The 26,724-nt window shown below is 42.5% G+C and carries 23 protein-coding genes and 1 pseudogene; 16 read left to right on the forward strand and 8 right to left on the reverse strand.

The window, feature by feature from the left end; all coding sequences use genetic code 11:
- Positions 1-28: 28 nt before the first annotated feature.
- The 3 genes from pflB to ycaO form a co-directional block, all read right to left on the reverse strand.
- On the reverse strand, positions 29-2,311 hold the full coding sequence (pflB, locus tag PluTT01m_RS08405; protein WP_011145905.1) for a formate C-acetyltransferase: 2,283 nt from the start codon (positions 2,309-2,311) through the stop codon (positions 29-31).
- Positions 2,312-2,366: 55 nt separating this feature from the next.
- Positions 2,367-3,224, reverse strand: a complete 858-nt coding sequence (focA, locus tag PluTT01m_RS08410; RefSeq protein WP_011145906.1) for a formate transporter FocA — start codon at positions 3,222-3,224, stop codon at positions 2,367-2,369.
- A 319-nt stretch (positions 3,225-3,543) separates the two neighbouring features.
- On the reverse strand, positions 3,544-5,307 hold the full coding sequence (gene ycaO / locus PluTT01m_RS08415) for a 30S ribosomal protein S12 methylthiotransferase accessory factor YcaO (RefSeq protein ID WP_041380020.1): 1,764 nt from the start codon (positions 5,305-5,307) through the stop codon (positions 3,544-3,546).
- 138 nt (positions 5,308-5,445) lie between these two features.
- Here ycaO and ansB point away from each other — a divergent pair, with 138 nt between their 5' ends.
- From ansB to PluTT01m_RS27455, 10 genes and pseudogenes are all read left to right on the forward strand, one after another.
- Positions 5,446-6,489 carry an L-asparaginase 2 gene (ansB, locus tag PluTT01m_RS08420; RefSeq protein WP_011145908.1) on the forward strand — a complete coding sequence of 348 codons (1,044 nt, stop codon included), beginning with the start codon at positions 5,446-5,448 and terminating at the stop codon, positions 6,487-6,489.
- A 169-nt stretch (positions 6,490-6,658) separates the two neighbouring features.
- Positions 6,659-6,934, forward strand: a complete 276-nt coding sequence (locus PluTT01m_RS08425) for a type II toxin-antitoxin system TacA family antitoxin (protein WP_011145909.1) — start codon at positions 6,659-6,661, stop codon at positions 6,932-6,934.
- A gap of 8 nt (positions 6,935-6,942) precedes the next feature.
- Positions 6,943-7,434 carry a GNAT family N-acetyltransferase gene (locus PluTT01m_RS08430; RefSeq protein WP_198408807.1) on the forward strand — a complete coding sequence of 164 codons (492 nt, stop codon included), beginning with the start codon at positions 6,943-6,945 and terminating at the stop codon, positions 7,432-7,434.
- 171 nt (positions 7,435-7,605) lie between these two features.
- Positions 7,606-8,694, forward strand: coding sequence for a 3-phosphoserine/phosphohydroxythreonine transaminase (gene serC, locus PluTT01m_RS08435; RefSeq protein WP_011145911.1), 1,089 nt, complete (start codon positions 7,606-7,608; stop codon positions 8,692-8,694).
- A 249-nt stretch (positions 8,695-8,943) separates the two neighbouring features.
- Complete coding sequence (gene aroA, locus PluTT01m_RS08440; RefSeq protein WP_011145912.1) at positions 8,944-10,230, forward strand: 3-phosphoshikimate 1-carboxyvinyltransferase; 1,287 nt, start codon at positions 8,944-8,946, stop codon at positions 10,228-10,230.
- A gap of 304 nt (positions 10,231-10,534) precedes the next feature.
- On the forward strand, positions 10,535-11,218 hold the full coding sequence (gene cmk, locus PluTT01m_RS08445) for a (d)CMP kinase (RefSeq protein WP_011145913.1): 684 nt from the start codon (positions 10,535-10,537) through the stop codon (positions 11,216-11,218).
- A 181-nt stretch (positions 11,219-11,399) separates the two neighbouring features.
- Positions 11,400-13,073: a 30S ribosomal protein S1 gene (gene rpsA / locus PluTT01m_RS08450; RefSeq protein WP_011145914.1), complete on the forward strand. Its 1,674-nt coding sequence runs from the start codon at positions 11,400-11,402 to the stop codon at positions 13,071-13,073.
- 65 nt (positions 13,074-13,138) lie between these two features.
- A complete protein-coding gene (ihfB, locus tag PluTT01m_RS08455; protein ID WP_011145915.1) occupies positions 13,139-13,423 on the forward strand; it encodes an integration host factor subunit beta in 285 nt (94 codons plus the stop codon).
- A gap of 454 nt (positions 13,424-13,877) precedes the next feature.
- A pseudogene (locus tag PluTT01m_RS08460) lies at positions 13,878-14,096 on the forward strand (PAAR domain-containing protein); the annotation flags it as partial.
- Positions 14,053-14,295: a bacteriocin immunity protein gene (locus PluTT01m_RS27455; protein ID WP_109791439.1), complete on the forward strand. Its 243-nt coding sequence runs from the start codon at positions 14,053-14,055 to the stop codon at positions 14,293-14,295. The pseudogene PluTT01m_RS08460 and the gene PluTT01m_RS27455, both read left to right, overlap by 44 nt.
- A gap of 91 nt (positions 14,296-14,386) precedes the next feature.
- Here the strand turns inward: PluTT01m_RS27455 and PluTT01m_RS08470 are convergent, their stop codons facing one another.
- The 4 genes from PluTT01m_RS08470 to PluTT01m_RS08480 all read right to left on the reverse strand — a co-directional run bounded on the left by PluTT01m_RS08470 (position 14,387) and on the right by PluTT01m_RS08480 (position 17,471).
- A complete protein-coding gene (locus PluTT01m_RS08470; RefSeq protein WP_011145916.1) occupies positions 14,387-15,286 on the reverse strand; it encodes a hypothetical protein in 900 nt (299 codons plus the stop codon).
- A gap of 63 nt (positions 15,287-15,349) precedes the next feature.
- Positions 15,350-15,508, reverse strand: a complete 159-nt coding sequence (locus tag PluTT01m_RS26870) for a hypothetical protein (RefSeq protein ID WP_011145917.1) — start codon at positions 15,506-15,508, stop codon at positions 15,350-15,352.
- A gap of 510 nt (positions 15,509-16,018) precedes the next feature.
- Positions 16,019-16,654, reverse strand: coding sequence for a LysE family translocator (locus PluTT01m_RS08475; protein WP_011145918.1), 636 nt, complete (start codon positions 16,652-16,654; stop codon positions 16,019-16,021).
- Between the two features lie 4 nt (positions 16,655-16,658).
- Positions 16,659-17,471 (reverse strand): 2OG-Fe(II) oxygenase, encoded by an 813-nt coding sequence (locus tag PluTT01m_RS08480; RefSeq protein ID WP_011145919.1) that lies wholly within the window; start codon positions 17,469-17,471, stop codon positions 16,659-16,661.
- A 908-nt stretch (positions 17,472-18,379) separates the two neighbouring features.
- Here PluTT01m_RS08480 and PluTT01m_RS08485 point away from each other — a divergent pair.
- The 6 genes from PluTT01m_RS08485 to kdsB all read left to right on the forward strand — a co-directional run bounded on the left by PluTT01m_RS08485 (position 18,380) and on the right by kdsB (position 25,591).
- The gene (locus PluTT01m_RS08485; RefSeq protein ID WP_011145920.1) at positions 18,380-20,707 is read left to right on the forward strand and encodes a ComEC family protein; all 2,328 of its coding nucleotides are present in this window, start codon (positions 18,380-18,382) and stop codon (positions 20,705-20,707) included.
- Positions 20,708-20,742: 35 nt separating this feature from the next.
- Positions 20,743-22,491: a lipid A ABC transporter ATP-binding protein/permease MsbA gene (msbA, locus tag PluTT01m_RS08490; protein ID WP_041380022.1), complete on the forward strand. Its 1,749-nt coding sequence runs from the start codon at positions 20,743-20,745 to the stop codon at positions 22,489-22,491.
- Positions 22,488-23,483 carry a tetraacyldisaccharide 4'-kinase gene (gene lpxK / locus PluTT01m_RS08495; RefSeq protein ID WP_011145922.1) on the forward strand — a complete coding sequence of 332 codons (996 nt, stop codon included), beginning with the start codon at positions 22,488-22,490 and terminating at the stop codon, positions 23,481-23,483. The genes msbA and lpxK overlap by 4 nt, the downstream gene beginning before the upstream one ends.
- Before the next feature lie 581 nt (positions 23,484-24,064).
- Positions 24,065-24,280, forward strand: coding sequence for a cold shock domain-containing protein (locus tag PluTT01m_RS08500; RefSeq protein ID WP_041380023.1), 216 nt, complete (start codon positions 24,065-24,067; stop codon positions 24,278-24,280).
- A 378-nt stretch (positions 24,281-24,658) separates the two neighbouring features.
- Positions 24,659-24,838, forward strand: coding sequence for a Trm112 family protein (locus PluTT01m_RS08505; RefSeq protein ID WP_011145924.1), 180 nt, complete (start codon positions 24,659-24,661; stop codon positions 24,836-24,838).
- Positions 24,839-24,841: 3 nt separating this feature from the next.
- Positions 24,842-25,591 carry a 3-deoxy-manno-octulosonate cytidylyltransferase gene (gene kdsB / locus PluTT01m_RS08510; RefSeq protein WP_011145925.1) on the forward strand — a complete coding sequence of 250 codons (750 nt, stop codon included), beginning with the start codon at positions 24,842-24,844 and terminating at the stop codon, positions 25,589-25,591.
- Positions 25,592-25,819: 228 nt separating this feature from the next.
- Here kdsB and elyC read toward each other — a convergent pair whose 3' ends face one another.
- Positions 25,820-26,659: an envelope biogenesis factor ElyC gene (elyC, locus tag PluTT01m_RS08515; protein ID WP_011145926.1), complete on the reverse strand. Its 840-nt coding sequence runs from the start codon at positions 26,657-26,659 to the stop codon at positions 25,820-25,822.
- Positions 26,660-26,724: the final 65 nt, after the last annotated feature.

Here is a 26,724-nt window from a genome sequence, read left to right on the forward strand (position 1 = left end):
AAAATTCAGGGCCTGTGCTAACAAATTATTACATAGATTGGGTGAAAGTACGGGTAATTACATCCTGTTGTTGCTCTTTAGTCAGTGAGTTGAAACGTACGGCATAACCTGATACCCGGATAGTGAGTTGAGGATATTTTTCAGGGTCTTCCATGGCATCAAGCAGCATGTCACGGTTCATCACATTGACGTTCAAATGCTGACCACCTTCAATTTCTGCTTCATGGTGGAAATAACCATCCAGCAAACCAGCCAGATTAGTTTTGCGTGTTTCATCATCTTTGCCTAACGCGTTTGGTACGATAGAGAAGGTATAAGAGATACCATCTTTTGCATAGGCGAAGGGCAATTTAGCCACAGAAGTCAATGAGGCGACGGCACCTTTTTGATCGCGACCATGCATTGGATTGGCACCGGGTCCAAATGGTGCGCCAGCACGACGTCCGTCAGGGGTGTTACCGGTTTTCTTACCATATACCACGTTAGAAGTGATGGTCAGAACGGATTGTGTCGGTACCGCGTTGCGATAAGTATTCAGTTTCTGGATTTTTTTCATGAAACGTTCAACCAAATCACAGGCGATATCATCAACACGCGAGTCGTTGTTACCGAATTGTGGATATTCACCTTCAATCTTGAAATCAACCGCTAAACCATCCTCATCACGGATCGGTGTCACTTTGGCATACTTGATGGCAGACAATGAGTCAGCAGCGACAGACAGACCGGCAATGCCACAGGCCATAGTACGGTAAACATCACGGTCGTGCAGTGCCATCAGTGCCGCTTCATAGCTATACTTATCATGCATATAGTGAATGATGTTTAGTGCAGTAACATACTGTTTTGCCAGCCAATCCATAAAGTGATCCATGCGGGCCATAACCTTGTCGTAATCCAGCACTTCATCTTTTATTGGCTCTTCTTTCGGGCCAACCTGCATTTTCAGCTTTTCATCTACACCGCCGTTAATGGCGTACAGCATCGTTTTAGCCAGATTTGCGCGAGCACCGAAGAATTGCATCTGTTTACCCACAATCATAGGGCTGACGCAACAAGCAATAGCGTAATCATCGTTGTTGAAGTCAGGGCGCATCAAATCATCGTTCTCATATTGCAAAGATGAGGTATCGATGGAAACTTTTGCCGCGAATTTTTTGAAATTTGTCGGCAGTTTTTCGGACCATAGGATGGTCATATTGGGTTCTGGTGATGGGCCCATTGTGTATAGGGTGTTCAGGAAACGGAAACTATTTTTAGTCACCAGCGTGCGACCATCTATCCCCATACCTGCCAGCGATTCTGTTGCCCAGATTGGGTCACCGGAAAATAGTTCATCATATTCAGGGGTACGCAGGAAACGAACCATACGTAATTTCATCACCAGATGGTCAATTAATTCCTGAGCTTCAACTTCTGTCAGCTTACCCGCTTTCAGGTCACGTTCGATGTAGATATCCAGGAAACTGGAAACGCGACCGAAGGACATTGCGGCACCATTTTGAGACTTAACCGCCGCCAGATAAGCGAAATAAGTCCACTGTATTGCTTCCTTAGCGTCAGTGGCGGGGCCAGAGATATCATAGCCGTATTTAGCCGCCATCTCTTTAATTTGGCTCAGAGCGCGGTGCTGTTCAGCGATTTCTTCACGCAATTGAATAGTCATTGCCAGATCTTCACCGTTTTCCAGCTTTTCCTGCAATGAATTGAACTGAGCTAATTTATCATCACGCAAGAAATCGATACCGTATACTGCAACACGACGGTAGTCACCAATAATGCGACCACGGCCATAGGCATCAGGCAGACCTGTCAGAACACCAGATTTTCGGCATTTAAGAATATCTGGTGTGTAAACATCGAAAACGCCTTGATTATGCGTTTTGCGGTATTCAGTGAAAATCTGTTTCAATTTAGGATCGAGTTCACGACCATAAACTTTACATGAGCCTTCCACCATTTTGATGCCACCAAATGGGATTAGGGCACGTTTTAATGGAGCTTCCGTTTGCAGGCCAACAATGGTTTCCAGATCTTTTTCGATATAACCTGCGTCGTGGGAGGTAATAGTAGCAGCAACATCAGTATCAAAATCAACTGGCGCATGAGTGCGGTTTTCGATTTTGATACCTTCCATGACTTTTTCCCATAAGGTATCGGTCGCTTTTGTCGCACCTGACAGGAAAGATTCATCACCCTCATATGGCGTATAGTTTTTTTGGATGAAGTCACGAACATTGACTTCGCTTTGCCAATCACCTTGGTTAAAATCTTGCCATGCTACAGAGAACTTTTTATTTAATTCAGTCATGATACTTCTACCTTTGTAATAATCGAACTTTTAAGAAATCAGGCGAGAGAGCTAATTAATGTTTTTGCTCACTACGCAGATAAATTGACCAGTAAGTTAAACCCACCAAAATAGCGCCACCGATAATGTTACCAATAGTGACTGGAATTAAATTGTTAGTAATAAAGTGTGAAATGGTGAGTTGAGAAAATTGTTCAGGTGTTGCTCCCACGTTAATCCAAAATTCAGTTGGTGCGAAATGCTTAATAGCAATGCTAAGTGGGATTAAAAACATATTCGCAATACTGTGCTCAAAGCCGCTGGCAACGAACATACTTACTGGCAAAATCATGACGAATATTTTGTCCATTAAACTACGTCCGGCATAACTCATCCAAACAGCGAGACAAACCATTAAATTGGCGAGAATGCCTAAAAATAGCGCTTCAATAAAAGAGTGGTGTATTTTATGGTTTGCTGTTTGCAAGACATTCAGGCCCCATAATCCATCGGCAACATGGTATTGACCAGCAAACCAGATAATGGCGACGAAAAATAGTGCGCCAATCAAATTACCAAAATAAACGTTAATCCAGTTTATCATCATTTGATACCAGGTTATACGCCCGGTGGCTTTGGAAATAATCGTTAACACAGTGGAAGTAAATAAATCTGCTCCGCAAACGACGACTAACATTAATCCAAGGGAAAAACAGATGCCGCCAACTAATTTAGCTAGCCCATAAGGGACAGATGTGGTTCCTGTAGTCGCGGTAATATAAAAGACGAATGCAATGGAAATAAAAATCCCGGCAGTTATTGCTGACAGATAGGTAATGGCAACAGGTTTAGTCGTTTTATAAACACCAATGTCATTGGCGATTTGTGTCATTATCGCAGGGGGTAATAGGTTAAAGGGGGTGTCAGCTTTCATACCAACATTCTCTTTATCATTAATAAGTTACGGTACGTAATGATAGTAACAAAGGCGTGAAGGGGAGAATTTGATATAGATCATAATTCCCTAAGAGTGGACTCTGTTTTGGGGAGTGAAAACGGTTTAAATTCAATTTAACCTATTGATTTTAATAAAATAAAAAAATTTTAAAAATTATAATATTTTTTTATTTAACCCATTAGTAGGACGTTTAGTAAGTAAAATTACAGGTCAAATTGTTGTTTATTTGTTGTTGCAAATAAATTTAATTTAACCTGGATTTTACTTTTAATTATGAATTGTCTTTTCTACAATTTTATTTTGTGTTCCAGAAATCGCATTTTGCTTTTTGCAGCTTCTCATAAGCAGCCAATAAAGCCTGATGAGCGGGCAGTGATTTTAAATCTGCATCGACTGACCACAGACCATAAAAACAGTGTTCACCAGAAATAGCTGCTGATGCTGCTTCAACAGCATCTTGCCCATACATTTTTATGAATGCTTGATAATATTGTGCAGGCGCTTTATTCGCTTCCAGAGCAAGTAAAAGCAGTGTTTGCAAACAGCGATAATAATTAGCGCGTTCGGCCGTAAAGATTGAGGTGTTAAAATCTTGGGTCCATTCTACCCAAATTAAAGCCTGCTCCAAATCACCGCCCGCCAGCGCCAACATGGATTTCAGCTCACCAATTCGTAAATTGCTCCAGCCATTATCTTTACCTACCGCAATGCCAAGTAACTCACGGATACGGGTAAAATCGTCCAAACCTTCTTCATCTAATTGCTCAATCAGCGCCAGATATTCTTCGGCTTGCCACTGGCTATCCGGTAATGCTAATAAAGCTTCCCGCAGATGGATTCCCATCGTGTTATTAGCAAGATGTAAATCTTCCACAGGATAAATATCAGACATTCCCGGAACCAAAATACGGCAGGCATAAACACCAAGGTGCTCGTAGTCAGCAATATAAACTTCGGCATCCAATTGTTTGAAGATAGCCATCAAAGTGGCGAATTCTTCTTCGGTCGTGCCGCTGAAACTCCAGTCAGCGAACGCATAATCAGCATCTTGTTTGAATAAATCCCAACTGATTAAACCGCTCGAATCGATAAAGTGAGTTTCCAGATTAGTATGTTCTGCCACTTCTTCATTATCAAAAGTCGGCGCATTGAACACATCCAGATCTTTCAAACTGCGTCCTTGTAATAATTCGGTCACAGTACGTTCCAGTGCTACACCAAATTCAGGATGTGCACCAAAAGAGGCGAAACAAGTCCCGTTATTAGGATTAAACAGCACGACGCAAATAACCGGGAACTGCCCACTGAGAGAGGCGTCATAACAATAGAGTGGGAAACCTTCATCTTGTAATTTGCTGACTGCGGCAACAACGTCGGGATAACGATTCATCACTTCCTGGGGAATTTCTGGCAGGCTGATGCCTTCGGCGATAATACGATTTTTCACATAGCGTTCAAAAACTTCAGATAATCCCTGAACTCTGGCTTCATTCATCGTGTTGCCGGCTGACATACCATTGGAAACATAAAGATTGCCAATAATATTCATCGGAATATAGACGGTATGATGATCAGATTGACGAGTAAACGGCAGTGAGCAGATACCACGCTCTTCATTACCTGACTGCAAATCGACTAACTGACTGGCGCATAACTCATTTTCAGGATTATAAAATTGGTGTAACCGGTCATCCAGAATGCCTGCTGGCAAAGAATTATCGTCCGGTAAAGCAAACCATTTTTCATTCGGATAATGGACAAAATCACCGTTAGCGATAGCTTCGCCTAAATAGAAGTCAGCAAAAAAATAGTTGGTTGACAGGCGTTCAAAATACTCCCCTAAAGCAGAAGCTAAAGCGGCTTTTTTGCTAGCACCTTTGCCGTTGGTAAAACAGAGAGGACAATCGCGGTCACGGATATGAACCGACCAGACATGAGGAACCGGATTCAGCCATGAGGCTTCTTCGATATTAAAACCAAGATGTTGCAGTTTTTGCTGAAAACGGTTGATTGAATCTTCCAGTGCGGCATCTTTGCCGGGAATAAAGGTTTGCATCATGGTATTCACTTATGAGTGCTCGTTATGGGGCGCTCATCATACGAGTTTTTTTTCAGTAGCTAAAGTCTGGTATGTATCACAGATTTATTGTTATCATCATCCATAATTTAACAGGATATTTTTTATTAAGGAAGAAGCATGAAAAAGATGAAACACACAGCTTTAGCCAGTTTATTGGCATTAATTAGTGGTTCTGCTTTTGCTTTACCAAATATTACACTTTTGGCGACGGGAGGGACGATCGCGGGTGGCGGGAAGTCTGCAATCCAATCCAACTATGTTGCTGGAAGGGTTGCCATTGATGAATTAGTCAATGCTGTTCCTGAGATCAAAAATATCGCCAACCTAAAAGGTGAACAGGTGGTGAGTATTGGCTCGCAAGATATGAATGATCAGGTGTGGTTAACGCTAGCGAAAAGAATCAACGCTGATTGTGACAAGACCGATGGTTTTGTTATCACCCATGGTACTGACACGATGGAAGAAACCGCTTACTTCCTCGATCTGACTACCCACTGCCAGAAACCCATTGTCATGGTTGGAGCGATGCGTCCATCTACAGCGCTTGGTGCTGATGGCCCGTTAAATCTGTATAACGCTGTGGTCGTTGCCGGTGATACAGCATCAGCCAAACGCGGTGTGTTGATGGCAATGAATGATGCGGTTATCAGTGGGCGCACCGTGGTGAAAATGAGCACCACCGAAGTTCAGGCGTTCCAGCCAGTTAATGCGGGTGCTGAGGGCTTTGTTCATAATGGCAAAGTCAATTATTATGCTGACGCGAAGCCGAGAGCCAATAAGGCTATTTTTGATGTCAGTAAACTCGATAAGCTACCGAAAGTAGGTATTGTTTATAACTATGCCAATGCGTCTGATCTGCCGGCGAAAGCTCTGTTGAAAGATGGTTACCAAGGCATTGTCAGCGCTGGTGTGGGCAACGGTAATATGTACAAGGCGATTTTCGATACTCTGGCCTTGGCGGCTAAAGATGGGGTTGTGGTCGTCAGATCAAGCCGTGTACCGGTGGGATATGTTACTCAGGATGCGGAAGTAGACGATAGCAAACATGGCTTTGTCGCTTCTGAACGTTTGAATCCGCAAAAGGCCAGAGTACTTTTACAATTAGCTCTGACTGAAACACGTAATCCGGTGAAAATTCACGAGATGTTTGTGAAATATTGATTTGTGATTCAGAGATAACAAATAGGGCGTGCGGGTGACGGAGTTTCGCGCGCTATAGCGAGGAAACGCGCTGATTAAAACTAGCAGTTGAAAGTAGCATTCTGCTCAAAAAGTAGCTAAGATATTATTTGTACGGAAATTTGCCGGATAATTTTAGTCGAGGTCTATTATGGCTACTTCCACCGCGCGTTTTGAGGCGCGTATGAATCCTGAACTACATGCCCTGATTAAACGGGCCGCTGAAATTCAAGGACGTACTATGACTGATTTTGTTGTGTCTGCTGCACAGGATGCGGCGCAACGCGCAATTGAGCAGTCAGAAGTACTCCGTTTGTCTCTGGCCGATCAGCAATGTTTTGCGCAGGCATTGCTGAATCCACCGGAATCGACTCCGGCGCTTGAACGTGCATTTGCACGGCACCGCTCTTTGTTACGATCAGAATGAGTTCCACGATGTTTGATGTTATGCAACTCAACGAAGAACACGATCGTGATTCGTTCTACAGTGGTTCAGAATTTCTAGATGGTTACTTTCAGAGACAGGTTGGTCAGGATGTTAGGTGCCGCGTAGCAGCTTGTTTTGTTGCGCTTCATGATCACCGTGTAGCGGGATATTATACTCTGGCTGCTGCCGGTATCCAGTTGGCCAACCTCCCGACAGCTACTATTAAGAAATTGCCACGATACCCAACAGTGCCGGCAGTACGGATGGGGAGGTTGGCCGTTGATCAGGCATTTAGAAATCAGGGACTCGGTGGAGCATTGCTAGCTGATGCTATTGAGAGGACCATTCGTGCCGAAATTGCATCTTATGCGCTGCTTGTTGACGCAAAAGATGATAATGCAGTGCAATTTTACCGACATCATGGTTTTATTGCTTTACCCGATTCGCCATTCACATTATTCCTTCCTCTCATCGCTGTAGATAAAAAAGGTAAAAAATAAGCGGTTCACCTGTAATAGCGCTGAATGAATAAGTTTATTGGCTATTTTTGCGATAGTTTTGTTCAACGTTTGAATAACCATTGCAGCAATGAAATGGGAATGGTACAACCGGTATATCAGATTATTTATTGTTATCAATCATTGTTATTTCGTCAGAATAAGGTGAGGTAAATGAATCAGGTATATAATTTCAGTTCAGGTCCCGCTATGTTACCCGTTGAAGTATTGCGTAGAGCTGAACAGGAGCTCTGTAACTGGCATGGTATTGGGACTTCAATTATGGAGATCAGTCACCGGGGTAAGGAATTTATCGCAGTGGCAAAGGAAGCTGAAAATGATCTGCGGGATTTATTATCAGTGCCTGAAAACTATAAAGTATTGTTCTGTCATGGTGGTGCCCGCGGTCAATTTGCCGCTATTCCAATGAACCTATTGGGTGACAAGGTTAAAGCCGATTATATTGATGGCGGTTATTGGGCGGCATGTGCAGTTAAAGAAGCCAAAAAATACTGCACACCGAATGTGATTAATATCAAAACCGAAATTAATGGCTTGAAAAGCGTTAAACCAATGCGTGAATGGTCATTGAGTGATGATGCGGCTTATGTTCATTATTGCCCGAATGAAACTATTGATGGTATCGCTATTCATGAACAGCCGGATTTTAGCGATAATAAAATTATTATTGCTGACTACTCTTCCTCTATTCTTTCCGGGCCATTGGATGTTAGCCGTTACGGTATGATTTATGCGGGAGCGCAGAAAAATATTGGTCCTGCTGGTATCACATTAGTTATTGTGCGTGAAGATTTATTGGGCAAAGCCCGTAAAGAAACCCCGTCCATTTTCGACTATGCTGTTTTGGCAGAGAATGACTCCATGTTCAACACACCGCCAACGTTTGCCTGGTATCTCTCTGGTTTGGTCTTCAAATGGCTGAAAGAGCAAGGTGGAGTACAAGAGATGGCAAAGCGCAACCGAGCTAAGGCTGAACTGCTTTATGATGTGATTGATAAGAGTGATTTTTATCGCAACCAGGTTGCCCCTGAAAATCGTTCTCTGATGAATGTACCGTTCCAGATGGTGGATGCCTCACTGGATAGCAAGTTTCTGGCGGAGGCTGATGCACAAGGGTTGCAGGCACTGAAAGGGCACCGGGTTTCCGGTGGTATGCGTGCTTCTATTTATAATGCGATGTCGATAGAAGGGGTTCAGGCTTTAGTTGATTTTATGGCTGATTTTGAGCGCCGTAACGGCTAATTTGTCAATCATTACCGGGAACAATGGTTCCCGGCTCATTCAAGTAAAAAATATTTCCTCAAACGTAAAAATGACTCACTTATACCCAATGGATTTCAAGATGGATCGCGACGGCAAGGGAGCGAATCCCCGGGAGCATAGAGAACGATGTGACCGGGGTGAGTAAGTGCAGCCAACAAAGAAGCAACTTGAAAGATGACGGGTATATAATTAAAACAATGTAATCGAGAACCGGAGAGCCCGTTATTTATGCAATCCCTGATGCTACAACCTATTTCCTACATTAACGGAACTATTAACCTGCCAGGGTCAAAAAGTGTTTCTAACCGTGCGCTATTACTGGCGGCTTTCGCCAAAGGTGCTACTTGTTTAACTAACTTGTTGGACAGTGATGATATTCGTCATATGCTCAATGCTTTGGCTGCGTTGGGTATCAGTTATCGTTTATCTGATGATCGTACCTGTTGTGAAGTTGACGGTATTGGTGGATTGATTACCCATCAAGGCCCGATAGAACTGTTTCTGGGTAATGCCGGTACGGCAATGCGCCCCCTAACCGCCGCGTTATGCTTGGGCAAAAATGACGTCGTTCTTACCGGCGAACCTCGGATGAAAGAGCGTCCGATTGGTCATCTGGTGGATGCTTTGCGTCAGGGGGGGGCAGAAATTGATTATCTGGAGCAGGAAAATTATCCGCCGTTACACGTCAAAGGGGGTTTTGTTGGCGGCAAAGTGATGGTAGATGGCCGGGTTTCCAGCCAATTTCTGACCGCATTGCTGATGGCTGCGCCATTGGCGGAAAATGATTCTGAGATTCATATTCAGGGGGAATTGGTTTCCAAACCCTATATTGATATCACTCTGGCATTGATGAAAAGTTTTGGTATTACCATAAATCACGATCAATATCAGATTTTCCACATTAAAGGCCGACAGCAATACGTTTCTCCGGGGCACTATTTGGTTGAAGGTGATGCCTCTTCTGCTTCCTATTTTCTGGCGGCCGCAGCAATTAAAGGTGGCACTGTGCGTGTGACTGGAATTGGTAAAAATAGCCTGCAAGGGGATACCAAATTTGCCAATGTGCTGGAGAAAATGGGGGCGAAAATTCGTTGGGGTGATGACTTTGTTGAATGCGAACGTGGCACTCTCACTGGCATTGATATGGATATGAATGAGATCCCTGATGCTGCTATGACCATTGCAACCACTGCGTTGTTTGCGGCAGGGGAGACCGTCATTCGCAATATATACAACTGGCGGGTAAAAGAGACGGATCGGCTGCATGCGATGGCAACTGAATTGCGTAAAGTCGGTGCAGAGGTGGAAGAGGGGGTTGATTACATTCGCATCACACCGCCACCAAGATTATTACCTGCTGAAATTGGCACCTATAATGATCATCGAATGGCGATGTGTTTCTCGTTGGTGGCGTTGTCCGATACACCGGTTACCATTCTCGATCCAGGTTGTACAGCAAAGACCTTTCCTGATTATTTCAATCAATTGGAGAGATTAAGCCAGCGAAAGTCATAATTATCGATTATTATGATTTAATAAAGCGTATTTCTTTGATCAAAATCTATACCCAATGGATTTCAAGATGGATCGCGACGGCAAGGGAGTGAATCCCCGGTAGCATAGATAACGATGTGACCGGGGTGAACGAGTGCAGCCAACAAAGAAGCAACTTGAAAGATAACGGGTATATCTACATGGCATGCGCTTATTTCGTTCACTCTGTGAGTGCGTATAATCAACGGCAGATATTGATTATTTTATCGAGTAAATATTCAGCATCTGGTGACGTGTTAACTTGCCATGCTAAAGGAGAACAATAATGGTGGCGATAGCCCCAGTAATAACTGTTGATGGGCCAAGCGGTGCAGGTAAAGGAACATTATGCCAGGCACTGGCAGAGGTTTTAGGCTGGCAACTGCTTGATTCAGGTGCTATTTATCGAGTGTTGGCACTGGCCGCGATTCATCATCAGGTGGATATCCAGTCTGAAGACGCGTTAGTTCCTCTGGCTGCTAATCTTGATGTGCGTTTTGTCCCTAGAAAAGGGAAGCTCAGTGTGATGCTTGAGGGCGAGGATGTCAGTAATGAGATCCGGACCGAGGCGGTCGGCAATACTGCCTCGCAGGCGGCTGCTTTCCCACGGGTTCGTGAAGCCTTGTTACGGCGTCAGCGTGCTTTTCGGGTTGCACCGGGCTTGATTGCCGATGGCCGTGATATGGGAACCGTGGTGTTTTCTGATGCTCCGGTGAAAATATTTCTTGATGCCAGCGCAGAAGAACGTGCACGCAGACGTATGCTACAGTTGCAGGAAAAAGGCTTTAGTGTTAACTTTGAATGTCTTTTGTCCGAGATACAGGAGCGTGATTACCGCGATCGTAACCGGGCAGTTGCGCCGTTAGCGCCGGCTAAAGATGCATTAATATTGGATTCAACCAGTATGTCTATCGAAGAAGTCATCGACAAGGCGCTAAATTATGCGAAAAAAATTCTCTCAATTACCTGAGCGATTTTAAGTTTTTAGCTTATAATTGATGACGATGTACTAAAAATTAGGTACGCGGGTATCAAATTTTTTCGCAAACCAAACAACCTTGTTACAGGGAAATAGTAGCAGGGCATGTAAAACAACCCCATTCGGCGGGAAGCTAAATGGACGTTAAATTAAAATCTTGAAGATCATTAACATGACAGAATCTTTTGCTCAACTCTTTGAAGAATCCCTGCTATCTATTGAAACTCGTCCAGGTGCTATCGTTCGCGGCATCGTTGTTGCTATTGATAAAGACGTTGTATTGGTTGATGCAGGTCTGAAATCAGAATCCGCAATTCCTGTAGAACAGTTTAAAAATGTTCAGGGTGAGCTGGAAATCCAGGTCGGTGATGAAATTGATGTTGCGTTAGACGCTGTTGAAGATGGTTTTGGTGAAACTGTTCTGTCTCGTGAGAAAGCAAAACGCCATGAAGCGTGGCTGATGCTGGAAAAAGCTTACGAAGACGCAGAAACAGTTACCGGCATCATCAACGGTAAAGTAAAAGGCGGTTTTACTGTTGAACTGAACGGTATCCGCGCATTCCTGCCTGGTTCTCTGGTTGATGTTCGTCCAGTTCGTGATACAACTCACCTGGAAGGTAAAGAGCTTGAGTTTAAAGTCATCAAACTGGATCAGAAACGCAACAACGTCGTGGTTTCTCGTCGTGCTGTTATTGAATCTGAAAACAGTGCAGAACGTGATCAACTGCTGGAAAACCTGCAAGAAGGTATGGAAGTTAAAGGTATCGTTAAGAACCTGACTGACTACGGCGCATTTGTTGATCTGGGTGGCGTTGATGGCTTGCTGCACATTACTGATATGGCTTGGAAACGTGTTAAACATCCAAGTGAAATCGTCAATGTGGGCGATGAAATCGCAGTTAAGGTACTGAAATTTGACCGTGAGCGTACCCGTGTATCTTTGGGCCTGAAACAACTGGGCGAAGATCCTTGGGTAGCAATCGCTAAGCGTTATCCAGAAGGCACTAAACTGACTGGTCGCGTAACTAACCTGACTGATTACGGCTGCTTCGTAGAGATCGAAGAAGGCGTTGAAGGTCTGGTACACGTTTCAGAAATGGACTGGACCAACAAAAACATCCACCCATCCAAAGTGGTTAACGTTGGTGACGTTGTGGAAGTTATGGTTCTGGATATCGACGAAGAACGTCGTCGTATCTCCCTGGGTCTGAAACAGTGTAAAGCTAACCCTTGGCAGTTATTTGCTGAGACTCACAACAAAAATGACCGCGTTGAAGGTAAGATCAAGTCTATTACTGACTTCGGTATCTTCATTGGTCTGGATGGCGGCATTGATGGCCTGGTTCACCTGTCTGACATCTCCTGGAACGTTGCTGGAGAAGAAGCCGTTCGTGAATACAAAAAAGGCGATGAAATCGCGGCTGTTGTTCTGCAAGTAGATGCAGAGCGTGAGCGTATCTCTCTGGGCATTAAACAACTGGCAGAAGATCCATTCAATAACTACCTGTCCGTGAACAAGAAAGGTGCTATTGTTACTGGTAAAGTTACCGCAGTTGATGCTAAAGGTGCGACAGTAGAACTGGCTGACGGCGTTGAAGGTTACCTGCGTGCATCAGAAGCTTCTCGTGACCGTGTTGAAGATGCAACGCTGGTTCTGAACGTGGGTGATGCAGTTGAAGCTAAATATACTGGAGTTGATCGCAAAAACCGCGTTATCAACTTGTCTGTTCGCGCTAAAGACGAAGCTGACGAAAAAGACGCTATCGCTTCTGTGAACAAACAAGAAGACGCAAACTTTGCAAACAATGCGATGGCTGAAGCTTTCAAAGCAGCGAAAGGCGAATAATTCAAGTGAATAACGGTGGATAACACGTAAGTGTTATCCAAGTGCGGTAGTTTAGGGAGGTACTCATGACCAAGTCTGAATTAATTGAAAGACTTGCTGGCCAGCAATCTCATATTTCGGCCAAAACCGTTGAAGATGCAGTGAAAGAAATACTCGACCATATGGCAATAACATTGGCAGATGGTGAACGTATAGAGGTGCGCGGATTCGGCAGTTTTTCTCTTCACTACCGTGCTCCGCGCGTAGGTCGTAACCCTAAAACCGGTGATAAAGTGGAGCTGGAAGGTAAATACGTTCCCCATTTTAAACCTGGGAAAGAGTTGCGTGATCGCGTGAATATCTACGATTAAGTTTGAAGATAACAAGTTATTGCTTATTCTAAACAGTGTTTCGATACTGTTTTAGATTCATAACAAAGTGCTGGCCTTTTGGTCAGCGCTTTTTTGATCTAATCAAGGCTCATATAAAAAGAGCTAACTTTTATACTTAGAAAACCTTCCCCATAATCCTGTCAATCTGACGCTGTGTCCCCAGAAATCACTCGTATGCAAAATTAATATCGTCATTGGTTTTAAATTTATTCGTGATATTCGCTTTTGATAAATAAATGTATAAAAGTTGTTAAAAATATAAGGTAATACCGGCATCAAGCCACTTAATTTCGATAAATTTCGGAATATTCCTATATATTTTTAGGTGAAATCCATTGCATCATTGAATATTTATTAATCCATAAGTGGTGAAAACATGATGATTTCAGTTAGAACCACTCTTCATGCTATAAATCAATGGAGAAGTGAATAGATGGCAATAGGGTATTTCCTGCTGGTTGGTGATAAAACAACGTGTGGCGGCCAGATTATTACTGGTGACCACACCATGACATTTGATGGGCGAGCAACGGCTCGTGAAGGAGATAAGGTTACTTGTGGTAAACATCCCGGCACTTACATCATTGTCGGTGGTGTAACAGATATGTTTGACATGGGGCGTAAGTTGGCTGGCACATTGGATAAAATATCAGAATACCGCCTCTGGTGGTGATTTAATATTTTATCCTGAGGAAGGCATTGAAGATAACCCAGAAGGTGTTCTTAAAGTTATATACCCTATGGATTTCAAGATGCATCGCGGCGGCAAGGGAGCGAATCCCCGGGAGCATAGCGAACTATGTGACCGGGGTGAGAGAGTGCAGCCAGCAAAGAGGCAACTTGAAGGATAACGGGTATAAAAGAATGGCGAGCCAGAAGAGATAAACCGGGCTTTAAAAATAGCGGTCTGAAACGCCCAATAAGGCGTTCGTTCTTATAAAGTTATTGGTCTAACTGTAATTGAGCTCTTAGTCTAATATATTGATTCTTATGATGATCAGCCATTCGCCTTAACTCTTCATCAAGAAACATATCCGGCAACTCGTAATCATCCCTGTGTTCAGAGAGATTAACTTGAAGTGATTCAAGAACTTTATGGAGTTCAATCCCATATTTTACAAGACAATGACGCCGTGATCGTTCTTGTAGCAGATAACCAAAGTCTTCAACATATTTTCTGGCTGTTCGAAAATCTTCATGCTCAAGTTTTTCTAACAGAAAGTAATAAGTAGGGATCATCAGGCTTCTGATGCGCTCTTTCTCGACCTCAATATCGTCTTTGACTTTATTCACAATGTTGGCGAGGCGAGATCGAATACAAGCGATAGGATTCAAAATACGAACGAGCTCATGAGAGCCTGGCGCTGCATTAATCATAAAACGTTCTGTATTCAAGTATAGTTTGTCGCCAGATAAATCGTCGTGTTCAAAACCTGCTGGCCGGTCAATGATATCAACAAGGTTACATTCATCATTGTTATCAGGGTTAGAGAACAACCGGCCTTCATGCTCTTTAATTGTCTTTGTGTCCTTATCGGTCAGAAGGCATATTGCAATAGATGGGAAATCAAGTGGATTGTTATAGTGAGGTTCAACGTTGAATGCTCTGGCGATGTTTTCAACATTGTTCCGTTTTGTTACATAATCAACATCAACAGAAGTTATGAAAACTTCATTAGGTAAATTATCTTTCGAGTATTTATGAAGGTATGTATTTACCCAGTAGCGCACAGCTTGACCACCAACAGTGATTGCTGGCCCTGCTAAACTATCAGCGTTTTGGACTAGCTCTTGATTGAGTAAATAAATTTGTTCAGAAGGCGGTATGTGTTCAACAGTCATAAAAAAAGAACCAAATATTATAAACACTGGCTCATTATATCATGTGCGGTATAGGGGGAAGAATCAGAAGCTTGGAGCCATACCAGCAACGAAACTACCTGATGGCACACTTAAAGCAGGTCTTTGTATAACAGGCTGTGGAGCTGCATGACTACTCTTCTGCTCTTTTACACGTTGAGCGTATGCAACATGTTGTGCTTTCTTAATATCAGGTGCATTCATCTTGAAGTGCTTCCTACAAGGGAATTAATTTTAAAAAATCTTGCATAAAATATATACCAAAGTCACAGCAACTTCAACTAGGTTTGTTTGATCATGTTTTTTAATAACGTAAATGTCTTATCAGATAACACGACGAAACGGGGGCAGAGAATTGAGAATATCTTTGCCGTAGTTTTGAATTTAATGCGCGTGTCGAGAATCGTTACTGCTCCGGTATCCTCTGTTTAGTACGGATAAGATGTCCCACAGCTTGATGTACCCGTTATCTTTCAAGTTGCCTCTTTGTTGGCTGCACTCTTTCACCCCGGTCACATCGTTATCTATGCTCCCGGGGATTCACTCCCTTGCCGTCGCGATCCATCTTGAAATCCATAGGGTATATAGTCTTTCTCGTTTAATTAACAATAAGTAATGAAAACAGAGAAGTTATTTTAATTATGCCTAAGGATCTCCATGAAATTTCGTTTGATTAAAAACGTTATTGGATCCTCAGGCATAGCATTTCCTGACTTAAGAAAATTTCAGATTAAATAGTGTTATTGAATATGAAAAGAAATAGATTCCAAGCATAATAAGAACGACGCCGCTGGTGTAATTAATAAATTTGATAACACGGTGACTGAGCATTTTCCTGGAGAAGAATATCACAGTATTAATAAAGGCAACCCAAACAATAACGCCAATAATTGTCCCTGCTGCACCAATAGCTAAACTATATTTACCTGATGCAATATTGTTGAGTTGTGCGCTGACAGACAGCCAAAAAATAACATTGTATGGATTTAATAATGTCAACAATACACCATCAAAAAATTGCCTATGATAGGGTTTGGATATGATATTGATATTTTCCTCATTTTTCTTATTTATGAAGCTGGTAATACCAAACCAAATGACCATTAATGCGCCTAAAAACCCCAAAATAGGCATAAAAATAGTATTGGAAAAAAATTGCAATATACCAAAACCTAAAAGTAATAAATAAATTATATCGGCAAAACAAGCACCTAAACCAAAAACGACTGCGTGAAGACAACTGATATTCAAGTGTCTACGCATAATTTCTATATTTATAGGGCCAACGGGAGCCGCAGCTCCCAATCCTAAAAGAAAAAATGTTCCTAATGTACTGATTACATCAACCATATAATTAATTCCATAACATGAGATGTTTATTTAGTGATAATCCAATGAAGCTTTGTAATGATATTCTGCCCCCCTCGGGAAAACTACGAATAGCATGGGGTTTCCTGGTGTTTATTATAATTAAATCTCCTTGCTCTGGTTTAATGAGGACAGATGGCGGAAGCGTGCCTCGCCAATCATTTTCTGCATTATCTTCAATTAACTCGGTGATAGGGATTTCAGGAACATCCCACAGTTCCAGCTCTCCTCCAGTTGCAGGCATTTTTATATAGATATTCACTGAGAATTGCCCCAACAAATTGACAGATTGTTGTTGAAGACCATCGAAATGGGGTTGTTTTTCAACCATGAAAGAACGTTCTGGTCTGTTCATCACTCTGGCAATCCCCGCATGCATCTTTTTACCTTCAAAGTTGGCAATGCTAGCCCCGGCAGACCATACTTCATCCAGTTCTAAACGAAATTTATCGAAAGGGGCTAACATGGGAGCACAGAAATTTCTGACGTTTCTGATGGCAGGTAACGCATTTTCAAAATATTTTTTATAGCTATCGCTATCTTTGGATTTGCCAAAAGTTGTGTTGTAAGACGGGCCAATTCTATCAACACCATAATCAACTAAAACAACTTCATCTCCTTTTTTCAAATCATGAGGATGACATTCTAGATTTTCGTGAGAGAGGAAAAAATCAGAGAGCTTGTCTGCAAGAGAGATATCAACATATTTCTTTATATGGATTGCTAACACTTCATCATTAAATAATTTAGTAAGATGATGTTCTTGCAGAGAGTCAGATACAATTATTTTGTTTTTCATAAAAACCACCTTATTGTATTTAACATGATTTTTTGATTACTTTCCATATAAAAATAGAATGGAAATATTAATTTAATATTATTTAAATTTAATCAATGCGATCTTAATCACAAAACAAAAAGTGGACAGTCATTTAAGTAGTTTCACTAATTTAGTGCTCAACAACTGAGGTAATGTCTGATAATAATTATTTTTTTACATATGGTTAGATTGATTGTTCTATTAATTCATAGGCATGGTTAATAATTTCAAAAATGAATTTAATATTTAATTATAATAATAAGTGGATAATGTAACTTCTCGTAAGTTCATAATGACTTACTGCCTATCCCAATAGGGCTATTTTATTTGCCCTTCTTTGCCATAAAGAGCGAACCTGGGCAGTGCTCAAAATCCTCACGTACTACGTGTACGCTCCGGTTTTTCCGCGCTGTCCGTGTTCACTGTTCATTGATAAGAATGGCCTGCAACAATTACGCCTATTGAGATAGGCTCTTAGAATGTTTATACCCGTTATCTTTCAAGTTGCCTCTTTGTTGGCTGCACTCACTCACCCCGGTTACATCGTTATCTATGCTCCCGGGGATTCGCTCCCTTGCCGTCGCGATCCATCTTGAAATCCATAGGGTATATTTATGTCTGTAATGAAGATACGGACAAAACCTTACGAGATATTTTATTTGATATCAGTATCGCAATGTTACATTTTCAACCAATATAACATTTGTTGGGTAATTAGCAGGTGGAAATTTCTGTATTTGCGAAGCTGTTCGCATATATTTGTGAAATGATTATTAGCCTGAAATTAATTTGCGAAGGTGTTTGATGATTTTTCTTGTGCTTCTGGCTGCTTTGTAAAAAATAAGCAATACTCTGCTGGAAAAATAAAAGGGTAAGGATGAATAAGGATGTGGTTTTCAGTTGTGATAAATAAGATAACAATAAATTGGAAACAACCTATACCAATTATTAGCGTGAATCAGGCTGCAATAGCTATTATTGTCGGTATTGTACCCTTGTTTTTTCTGCCTGAGTTACCACAGAAATGGCAGATGATGGCATTGCTATTACTGGCTCTATTCTACTTATTCTTGCCATTTTGTCTTTGTCGGATGGTTTCAATTTCGTTACTGGCATTTCTTATTGGGTGCTGGCAAGGAAATCATCTGCTCGAACAGATAATCTATTTTAGTGAAAAAGCGCATTTATCACGGGTTATTATTGAAAGTTTATCATTAGATAATGAAGAGAATGGCAGAGTTATCCTGCGTATTATTGAGAATGAAAACAAAGTTATTTTTCCGCCACTGTATGTTTCCGCTTATTGGGATATTTCGCCTGAATCTCTGTGTGCTGGTCAAGAATGGCGGCTGAAAATGAAATTACGGCCAGTTCATAGTCAGCTAAATCAAGGTGGATATGATAGCCAGCGTAGGGCATTAGCTATCCGCCGACCTTTAACAGGAAAAGTCATTCACGCTGAATTAATTGATGGGAAATGTAATTTACGTCAGCGATTGGTCAGTCATATTGCACCGGATATTCGTGAATTGAAGCATAGTGGCATTGCGATGGCATTAGCATTCGGAGAACGTCAGTGGTTAAGTAAGGAGGATAATTTATTATTACAACAAACAGGTACGGCTCACCTTATGGCTATTTCAGGGTTGCATATTACGGTTGCCAGTATGTTTGGTTGGTGGATGGCAAGATTATTACAACTCTTCTTTCCCGTGCACTGGATAGGGCACAGATTCCCACTGATTGCCGGTTGGATAGTGGCAATAAATTACGTCTGGCTATCGGGTTGGGGTATTCCGGCTATTCGTGCATTACTGGGTTTAACGATCTGGTTATATTTACGTTATAGAAATATTCTCTGTTTCCCTTGGCAGTGGGCATTGTGGACAGCCGCAATGATTCTCTTATTTGATCCCCTGACGGTGCTTTCTGACAGCTTCTGGCTCTCTTTCTTTGCTGTGATGGCGCTAATGTTCTGGTTCTGTTGGGCACCGTTAATTGAGCCATTTCGTTATGGTTGGAAATGGTTATGGCTGCGAGGGTTATATATGCAAATGGGTATGATGCTGATGCTTATTCCTCTCCAGCTATTATTATTTCATGGTGTCAATTTTGCCGCTTTATTTGCTAACTTCTGGGCCGTGCCAATCATCTCTTTTATTACTGTGCCGTTGATTATGCTGGCATTAATCAGCAACTTTTGTTCTTTTATTCACGCTTTATTATGGCAATTAGTTGATTACTCTGTAACCCTCTCTTTAATCCCTTTGCCAGTTTTGCAACAGTCATGGAGTGAAACTGGCCGTTTTCCCCCATTAATAACGTTTATTGGTTGGTTTGTTGTCATTATTTGGCGATTCGCTTGGTGGCAATCATATAAATTACTGATTACTATTTTTTTAGGGGTAATGCTCTGCTATCTGAGGCGCAACGAAGACTATTTGTGGCGATTTTCTATGCTGGATGTTGGGCACGGGCTTGCGGTTATCATTGAAAAAGATGGCAAAGCGCTGATTTTTGATACCGCTAATCGTTGGGAGACTGGCAGTATGGCTGAAAGGGTGATAATCCCTTATTTGCGTTGGCATCGATTAACGCCAGAGCAAATTATTATCAGTCATGATCATCTTGACCATACCGGTGGGTTAGCATTCTTACAACAAAAATATCCAGGTATTGCGGTGAGAAGTTCTTTAATCAATCAGCAACATCTTCCATGTATACGCGGTGAACAGTGGCTCTGGCAGGGGTTGAGCTTCCGTGTATTATGGCCGCCGGTAAGATCATTACGCGCAGGTAATGACGAATCTTGTGTCATTCGGGTAGAAGATGGTAAACATAGCTTGCTTTTGACCGGAGATCTGGAAAAGCAAGGGGAATATAAGCTATTGGGAATAGAAAAAGAGAATTTAAGATCGACCGTATTGCAGGTTCCACATCATGGTAGTAACACGTCATCTACAGCCGCTTTTATTCATACCGTCTCACCACAATATGCACTGGCCTCTGTTGCACGTTATAGCCCGTGGCGACTTCCTTCGGTTAAAGTGCAGCGACGCTATCGTAAAATTGGGGCAGAATGGCGTAGTACCGCGGTATCCGGGCAGATAACGGGTTATTTTTATGGCGATCATGTTGAAATGATGAGCTATAGGCAACAAATTATGTCACGTTGGTATCATCAGTGGTTTGGTATTCGTAGTGATCATGAGTAGAATAACCCGCTATTTCTTTTTGTGTTGGTAACTCAATAATGAATGATAAAGACCTTTCTACCTGGCAGACGTTTTGCCGACTATGGCCAATTGTCTCTCCGTTCAGGATTGGGCTGATAGTTGCTGCGGTTGCACTGATCCTTAATGCTGCCGGTGATACGTTAATGCTTTCGTTGCTTAAGCCTTTACTTGATGAAGGTTTCGGCAAAGCAAGCAGTGATGTACTGAAATGGATGCCACTGATTGTGATTGCTTTAATGATTATGCGAGGGCTATCCGGGTTTGTATCAAGTTATTGTATCTCTTGGGTCTCCGGTAAAGTGGTAATGCAGATGCGTCGTCGTCTGTTCAGCCATATGATGGGGATGCCGGTGTCATTTTTTGATCAACAATCTACAGGGACGCTGCTTTCCCGTATCACTTATGATTCTGAACAAGTGGCCTCCTCCTCTTCCAGTGCACTGATTACCGTGGTCAGGGAAGGGGCATCCATTATCGGCCTGTTTGTTTTGATGTTTTACTATAGCTGGCAATTATCTCTGATCCTGATTGTGATTGCGCCGATCGTGTCATTGGTGATTCGTGTGGTATCGAAGCGATTTCGTAGTATTAGTAAAAATATGCAGAATAGCATGGGGCAAGTCACAGCCAGTGCTGAGCAGATGTTGAAAGGGCATAAAGAAGTGCTCATTTTCGGTGGGCAGAACGTAGAAACTGAGCGCTTTAATAAAGTCAGTAACCATATGCGTCAGCAAGGCATGAAAATGGTGTCTGCTTCATCAATTTCTGATCCCATCATTCAGCTTATTGCCTCGTTTGCTTTGGCCTTTGTCCTGTATGCCGCAAGTTTCCCGGATATTATGGAAACATTGACAGCGGGTAAAATTACGGTCGTATTTTCATCAATGATTGCGTTGATGCGTCCATTGAAATCGTTGACTAATGTTAACGCGCAATTCCAGCGAGGCATGGCCGCCTGTCAGACTCTGTTTTCGATTCTGGATATGGAACAGGAGAAAGATGACGGTAAGCTGGAGCTTAAAAAAGCGAACGGTGATATTGAGTTCCGTAATGTGACTTTCTGCTATCCAACCAAGGAATTACCGGCGTTGCAAAATATTTCCATGTATATCCCGGCGGGAAAAATTGTTGCTTTAGTAGGGCGTTCTGGCTCGGGTAAATCCACAATAGCGAATTTGCTGACCCGTTTTTATGATGTCAACGAAGGTAATATTTTTCTGGATGGGCATGACTTGCGGGAATATAAGCTCTCTTCCTTGCGTGGGCAGGTTGCACTGGTATCGCAGAATGTGCATCTATTTAATGACACGGTAGCGAATAATATTGCTTATGCCAGTGAAAACCGATACAGCCGTGAAGAGATTGAGAAAGCCGCTGAGATGGCTTATGCAATGGACTTCATCAGGAAGTTAGATAACGGCTTGGATACGATGATCGGTGAGAATGGTGTGCTGCTTTCTGGCGGTCAACGCCAGCGTATTGCTATCGCGCGTGCCTTGTTGCGTGATTCTCCGGTTCTGATTCTTGATGAGGCAACTTCGGCGCTGGACACGGAATCTGAACGGGCAATTCAGGCTGCACTGGATGAATTGCAGAAAAACAGAACCTCGCTGGTTATTGCACATCGTCTATCAACCATTGAAAACGCGGATGAAATTCTGGTGGTTGAAGATGGGCATATTGTTGAACGGGGTGACCATCTCTCTCTGCTGGAGCGAAATGGTGTTTACTCACAACTACATCGGATGCAATTTGGTCAATGATTGAGCGCATATGGTCAGGCCGCTCATGGCTTTATTTGCTGTTATTACCTTTTTCAGCCCTTTACGGGCTGATAAGTGGCTTACGGTGGTTGAGTTATAAAACAGGGTTGAGGCTACCCTGGAAAGCGCCTGTACCTGTTGTGGTGGTGGGTAATCTCACTGCTGGCGGTAATGGTAAAACGCCGGTGGTTATTTGGCTGGTGGAGCAGTTGCAGAAAAAAGGTTATCGGGTTGGTGTTGTTTCCCGCGGCTATGGAGGTAAAGCGGAAAGTTATCCTCTGTTGGTGACTGAAAATGTCACTACGGCTCAAGCCGGTGATGAACCGGTATTAATTCATCGTCGTACCGGCGCACCAGTGGCTGTTGCGCCAAAACGGGTTGCAGCAGTGAAAGCATTACTGGCAAACACGTCACTGGATATCATCGTGACTGATGATGGCTTACAGCACTATGCTTTGCAGCGGGATTTTGAAATTGCGGTTATTGATGGCGTGCGCCGTTTTGGTAATGGTTGGTGGCTTCCAGCAGGTCCAATGCGTGAACTATCTGGGCGGTTGAACAGGGTTAATACCATTATCACTAACGGCGGTACTCCTCAGCCAGGCGAACTATCCATGACATTAGCTGGCGAGTTAGCTGTGAATATGGTGAGCGGTGAAAAACGTGCAGTGAATCTGATACCTCACGCTGTTGCGATGGCTGGAATTGGGCATCCACCGCGGTTCTTTGCCACCTTGCAACAGTTAGGTGCTGACCTAAAAAAGGAGTATGCATTTGCCGACCATCAACTGTACACAGAAGATCAATTGTGTCATCTGGCTGACACCAACCAGAATTTACTGATGACAGAAAAAGATGCGGTTAAGTGTTTTAATTTTGCTCAGCCAAATTGGTGGTATTTACCGGTAGATGCTCGGTTACCCCAAGAAAAGGGAGAGATAATGCTGAACAAGATTTGTTCGTTATTGGAGACGAATAACAATAGTAAGTAAACATACCCTATGGATTTCAAGATGCATCGCGACGGCAGCCAACAAAGAGGCAACTTGAAAGATGACGGGTATATTATGTTTTAATCAAAATGGCCTCTGTGAGCCGATAGTAAGCCGATGATAGTCAACCGGGAGATTGCCTTTCTGCTCCTTGCCAAAGCGTACAATTTCAGTAATTTTTCAGATTTATTTGATTTTTCGCCATTGCTAACTGATATTAAAACTATCCATTTTGGATAAACAACCATTGTGTATTCTTGAGTCAAACATGTACGATTCTGGTAGGATATCCGCTCGTATCTGTTACTTAAACGATATATACCCTATGGATTTCAAGATGCATCGCGGCGGCAAGGGAGCGAATCCCCGGGAGCATAGATAACGATGTGACTGGGGTGAGTGAGTGCAGCCAACAAAGAGGTAACTTGAAAGATGACGGGTATACTACTCGAATGAAATGTATTTCAAGGTCAAGGTATTGAAACTGAGATGAGGTTCTATTCGAAAATTGAATAAAGGGTAAAAAAACATCAAAAACAATAAATTAAATTATTGTGAGATGGACAAATGGGGGAGTTATTATGACATTACAATTAAAGATGGGTAGAGTGAAATGGTTTGATGAGCGTAAAGGATATGGTTTTATTTCTCCACAGGATGGGGGACAAGACATATTCGTCAATAGAAAAGCGATTGCGAATACAAAAAACAAGTCACTCACAGAAGGGCAGGATGTGGAATTTTCAATTATTCGCAAAGGTTATGATTTAACCGCGGCAGATGTGATAGCATTCTAAAACCCTATCAAAATCAAGCTATTTTATTGCCATTCTTTAAATGGTAAAGAGGAAGCATTGAACCATGTGCAAACAGAGGTAATCGTTTTTTTGAACGCACTTTTGGTAAAATTCGGAGGGTAGCGAAGTGAGTCATTTTTGACAACAGCGTTTACTCTCCGGTTTTTGTTTGTTATCTATATTGATGATTTATTGGCAATTAGGGATTGTGTCAATTACGCCTACCGAGATAGTTTTGGACTTTCACCAACTTACCTGATTTTTCAGTGGATAATATTGGGAAAAGGATCGAAAGATCAAATAACAAGAGTTAACGATGATACCAAGCTTATGTTATTCTGAGCTGCATTAAATTAAAGCTCCATAATTGGAGGATGTATGGATCACCGTTTACTCGAAATTATTGCCTGTCCTGTATGTAACGGAAAACTCAGTTACGATAAAGAGAATTTTGAACTCATTTGTAAGTTGGATCGACTTGCGTTTCCTGTACGTGATGGTATTCCCGTCCTGTTAGAGCACGAAGCCCGCGAATTACCTCTGGATGAGGAAAAATAAGGCATGTTCACTGTTATTATTCCTGCTCGCTTTGCTTCAACCCGTTTACCCGGTAAACCTTTAGCCGATATTCACGGCAAACCAATGATTGTTCGTGTTATGGAGCGGGCGAAACGTTCAGGTGCTGGACGTGTCATTGTGGCAACAGATAATCACGACGTTGTTGATGCCGTTGTGGCTGCCGGTGGAGAGGCTTGTCTGACCAACGAAAATCACCATTCTGGTACTGAACGATTAGCTGAGGTTATCAACAAATATCAATTTTCCGATGATGAAATTATCGTTAATGTTCAGGGTGATGAACCACTGATTCCCGAAGAGATTATTAAACAGGTTGCAGAGAATTTGGCAGGTTGTAAAGCGGGAATGGCAACGTTGGCCGTGCAGATTCATGATGCAGAGGAAGCTTTTAACCCTAATGCTGTGAAAGTCGTTATGGATAAACAGGGTTATGCACTCTATTTTTCCAGGGCAACTATTCCTTGGGAGCGTGGCCGTTTTATTCAATCACGGGAAACGATTGGTGATAATTTTCTGCGTCATATTGGTATTTATGCCTATCGCGCGGGTTTTATCCGTCGCTACGTGCAATGGGAGCCGAGCCCGTTGGAGCAAATTGAAATGCTGGAACAACTGCGGGTACTTTGGTACGGCGAAAAAATTCATGTGGGGATTGCATTAAAGGCACCGGGAGTAGGCGTTGATACGCCGGAAGATTTGGCAGCAATTAGAAAAGTGTTTACTGAAATCTGATTGATTGTTTGAACTTATACCCTATGGATTTCAAGATGGATCGCGACGGCAAGGGAGCGAATCCCCGGGAGCATAGATAACGATGTGACCGGGGTGAGAAAGTGCAGCCAACAAAGAGGCAACTTGAAAGATGACGGGTATATTTTAGATTAACGAAAGCGCATCATTTATTTATTGCTGTTTATTTCCATTGCGCTTTCGTTTTTCCATCTATCTTGCTGCTTTGTTTCAGGAAGTCACTTGAGGATTATTTAGCGGCTGAGAATGTTCTGATTTTTGTGGCTGTTCTGGATCTTTTGATGGCTTAATGCGTTGCCAGAGGGTGCCTAAAGTTTCATACCATACCCGATCTGAATGAGACAGATAGTAAGCTGAGGGTAGATATTTTTCCCAAGGATGTAATGGTGAAGTGATCGCTAATTGGTTAGCCGGGCCGGGGATGGGGTTCAACCCATGCTGTTGAAAGAAAGTGATTGCTCGCTGCATATGATTGGCGGAAGTCACTAAAATAAAGGGTTGGTTACCAATCAGTTTCTCAACCTCATTGGCTTCTTGCTCAGTATCCATTGGCTTTGTCAGTGCAATTGTATCTTCTGCGGGCACGCCGAGCGATTGGGCTACGATAGCGGCGACTTCAGCACTGCTTTTAACATTTGCCCCTTTACCACCGGTAAAGACCATTTTAGAGCCGGGGTTCAGGCGATATAAACGAATACCTTCTGTCACTCGTGGCAAACTGTTGTTAAGTAAGTTTGAACTGGGTGCCCAATTTGGGTTATAAGTGAAGCCGCCGCCAAGAACAACGATATAATCAACCGGTGGATTGATATGACTGGTATCAGATTGGTCGCTGTTAGCATAAACCGATTCCACCGGTAACAGCAGCTTATCGGCAACAGGTTGTAAACTTAGCAGAAGTAGCGTGAGCCAACTGAATGTTAGAATTGTTTTTCCTGTTTTTTGCCAGCGGGTAAACCACAGTAGTAATAAAGCAGCAAGTGAAATTAGCAATATTAATGGCAGAGGCATCACCATTGCACCGAGGTACTTTTTAAATAAAAATTGCATCTATTTGCCTTAATTTGGTTGAATTATAGCCATGTGGTTCACAGTTTGTCGTCAAAAGTGGTTAT

Source organism: Photorhabdus laumondii subsp. laumondii, assembly GCF_003343245.1.
Taxonomy (GTDB): domain Bacteria; phylum Pseudomonadota; class Gammaproteobacteria; order Enterobacterales; family Enterobacteriaceae; genus Photorhabdus; species Photorhabdus laumondii.

Excerpts from the sequence above, each read along its gene's own strand:
- pflB (WP_011145905.1), bottom strand. The coding sequence starts at position 2,311 with ATGACTGAATTAAATAAAAAGTTCTCTGTAGCATGGCAAGATTTTAAC.
- focA (WP_011145906.1), bottom strand. The coding sequence starts at position 3,224 with ATGAAAGCTGACACCCCCTTTAACCTATTACCCCCTGCGATAATGACA.
- ycaO (WP_041380020.1), bottom strand. The coding sequence starts at position 5,307 with ATGATGCAAACCTTTATTCCCGGCAAAGATGCCGCACTGGAAGATTCA.
- ansB (WP_011145908.1), top strand. The coding sequence starts at position 5,446 with ATGAAAAAGATGAAACACACAGCTTTAGCCAGTTTATTGGCATTAATT.
- PluTT01m_RS08425 (WP_011145909.1), top strand. The coding sequence starts at position 6,659 with ATGGCTACTTCCACCGCGCGTTTTGAGGCGCGTATGAATCCTGAACTA.
- PluTT01m_RS08430 (WP_198408807.1), top strand. The coding sequence starts at position 6,943 with ATGTTTGATGTTATGCAACTCAACGAAGAACACGATCGTGATTCGTTC.
- serC (WP_011145911.1), top strand. The coding sequence starts at position 7,606 with ATGAATCAGGTATATAATTTCAGTTCAGGTCCCGCTATGTTACCCGTT.
- aroA (WP_011145912.1), top strand. The coding sequence starts at position 8,944 with ATGCAATCCCTGATGCTACAACCTATTTCCTACATTAACGGAACTATT.
- cmk (WP_011145913.1), top strand. The coding sequence starts at position 10,535 with ATGGTGGCGATAGCCCCAGTAATAACTGTTGATGGGCCAAGCGGTGCA.
- rpsA (WP_011145914.1), top strand. The coding sequence starts at position 11,400 with ATGACAGAATCTTTTGCTCAACTCTTTGAAGAATCCCTGCTATCTATT.
- ihfB (WP_011145915.1), top strand. The coding sequence starts at position 13,139 with ATGACCAAGTCTGAATTAATTGAAAGACTTGCTGGCCAGCAATCTCAT.
- PluTT01m_RS08470 (WP_011145916.1), bottom strand. The coding sequence starts at position 15,286 with ATGACTGTTGAACACATACCGCCTTCTGAACAAATTTATTTACTCAAT.
- PluTT01m_RS26870 (WP_011145917.1), bottom strand. The coding sequence starts at position 15,508 with ATGAATGCACCTGATATTAAGAAAGCACAACATGTTGCATACGCTCAA.
- PluTT01m_RS08475 (WP_011145918.1), bottom strand. The coding sequence starts at position 16,654 with ATGGTTGATGTAATCAGTACATTAGGAACATTTTTTCTTTTAGGATTG.
- PluTT01m_RS08480 (WP_011145919.1), bottom strand. The coding sequence starts at position 17,471 with ATGAAAAACAAAATAATTGTATCTGACTCTCTGCAAGAACATCATCTT.
- PluTT01m_RS08485 (WP_011145920.1), top strand. The coding sequence starts at position 18,380 with ATGTGGTTTTCAGTTGTGATAAATAAGATAACAATAAATTGGAAACAA.
- lpxK (WP_011145922.1), top strand. The coding sequence starts at position 22,488 with ATGATTGAGCGCATATGGTCAGGCCGCTCATGGCTTTATTTGCTGTTA.
- PluTT01m_RS08500 (WP_041380023.1), top strand. The coding sequence starts at position 24,065 with ATGACATTACAATTAAAGATGGGTAGAGTGAAATGGTTTGATGAGCGT.
- PluTT01m_RS08505 (WP_011145924.1), top strand. The coding sequence starts at position 24,659 with ATGGATCACCGTTTACTCGAAATTATTGCCTGTCCTGTATGTAACGGA.
- kdsB (WP_011145925.1), top strand. The coding sequence starts at position 24,842 with ATGTTCACTGTTATTATTCCTGCTCGCTTTGCTTCAACCCGTTTACCC.
- elyC (WP_011145926.1), bottom strand. The coding sequence starts at position 26,659 with ATGCAATTTTTATTTAAAAAGTACCTCGGTGCAATGGTGATGCCTCTG.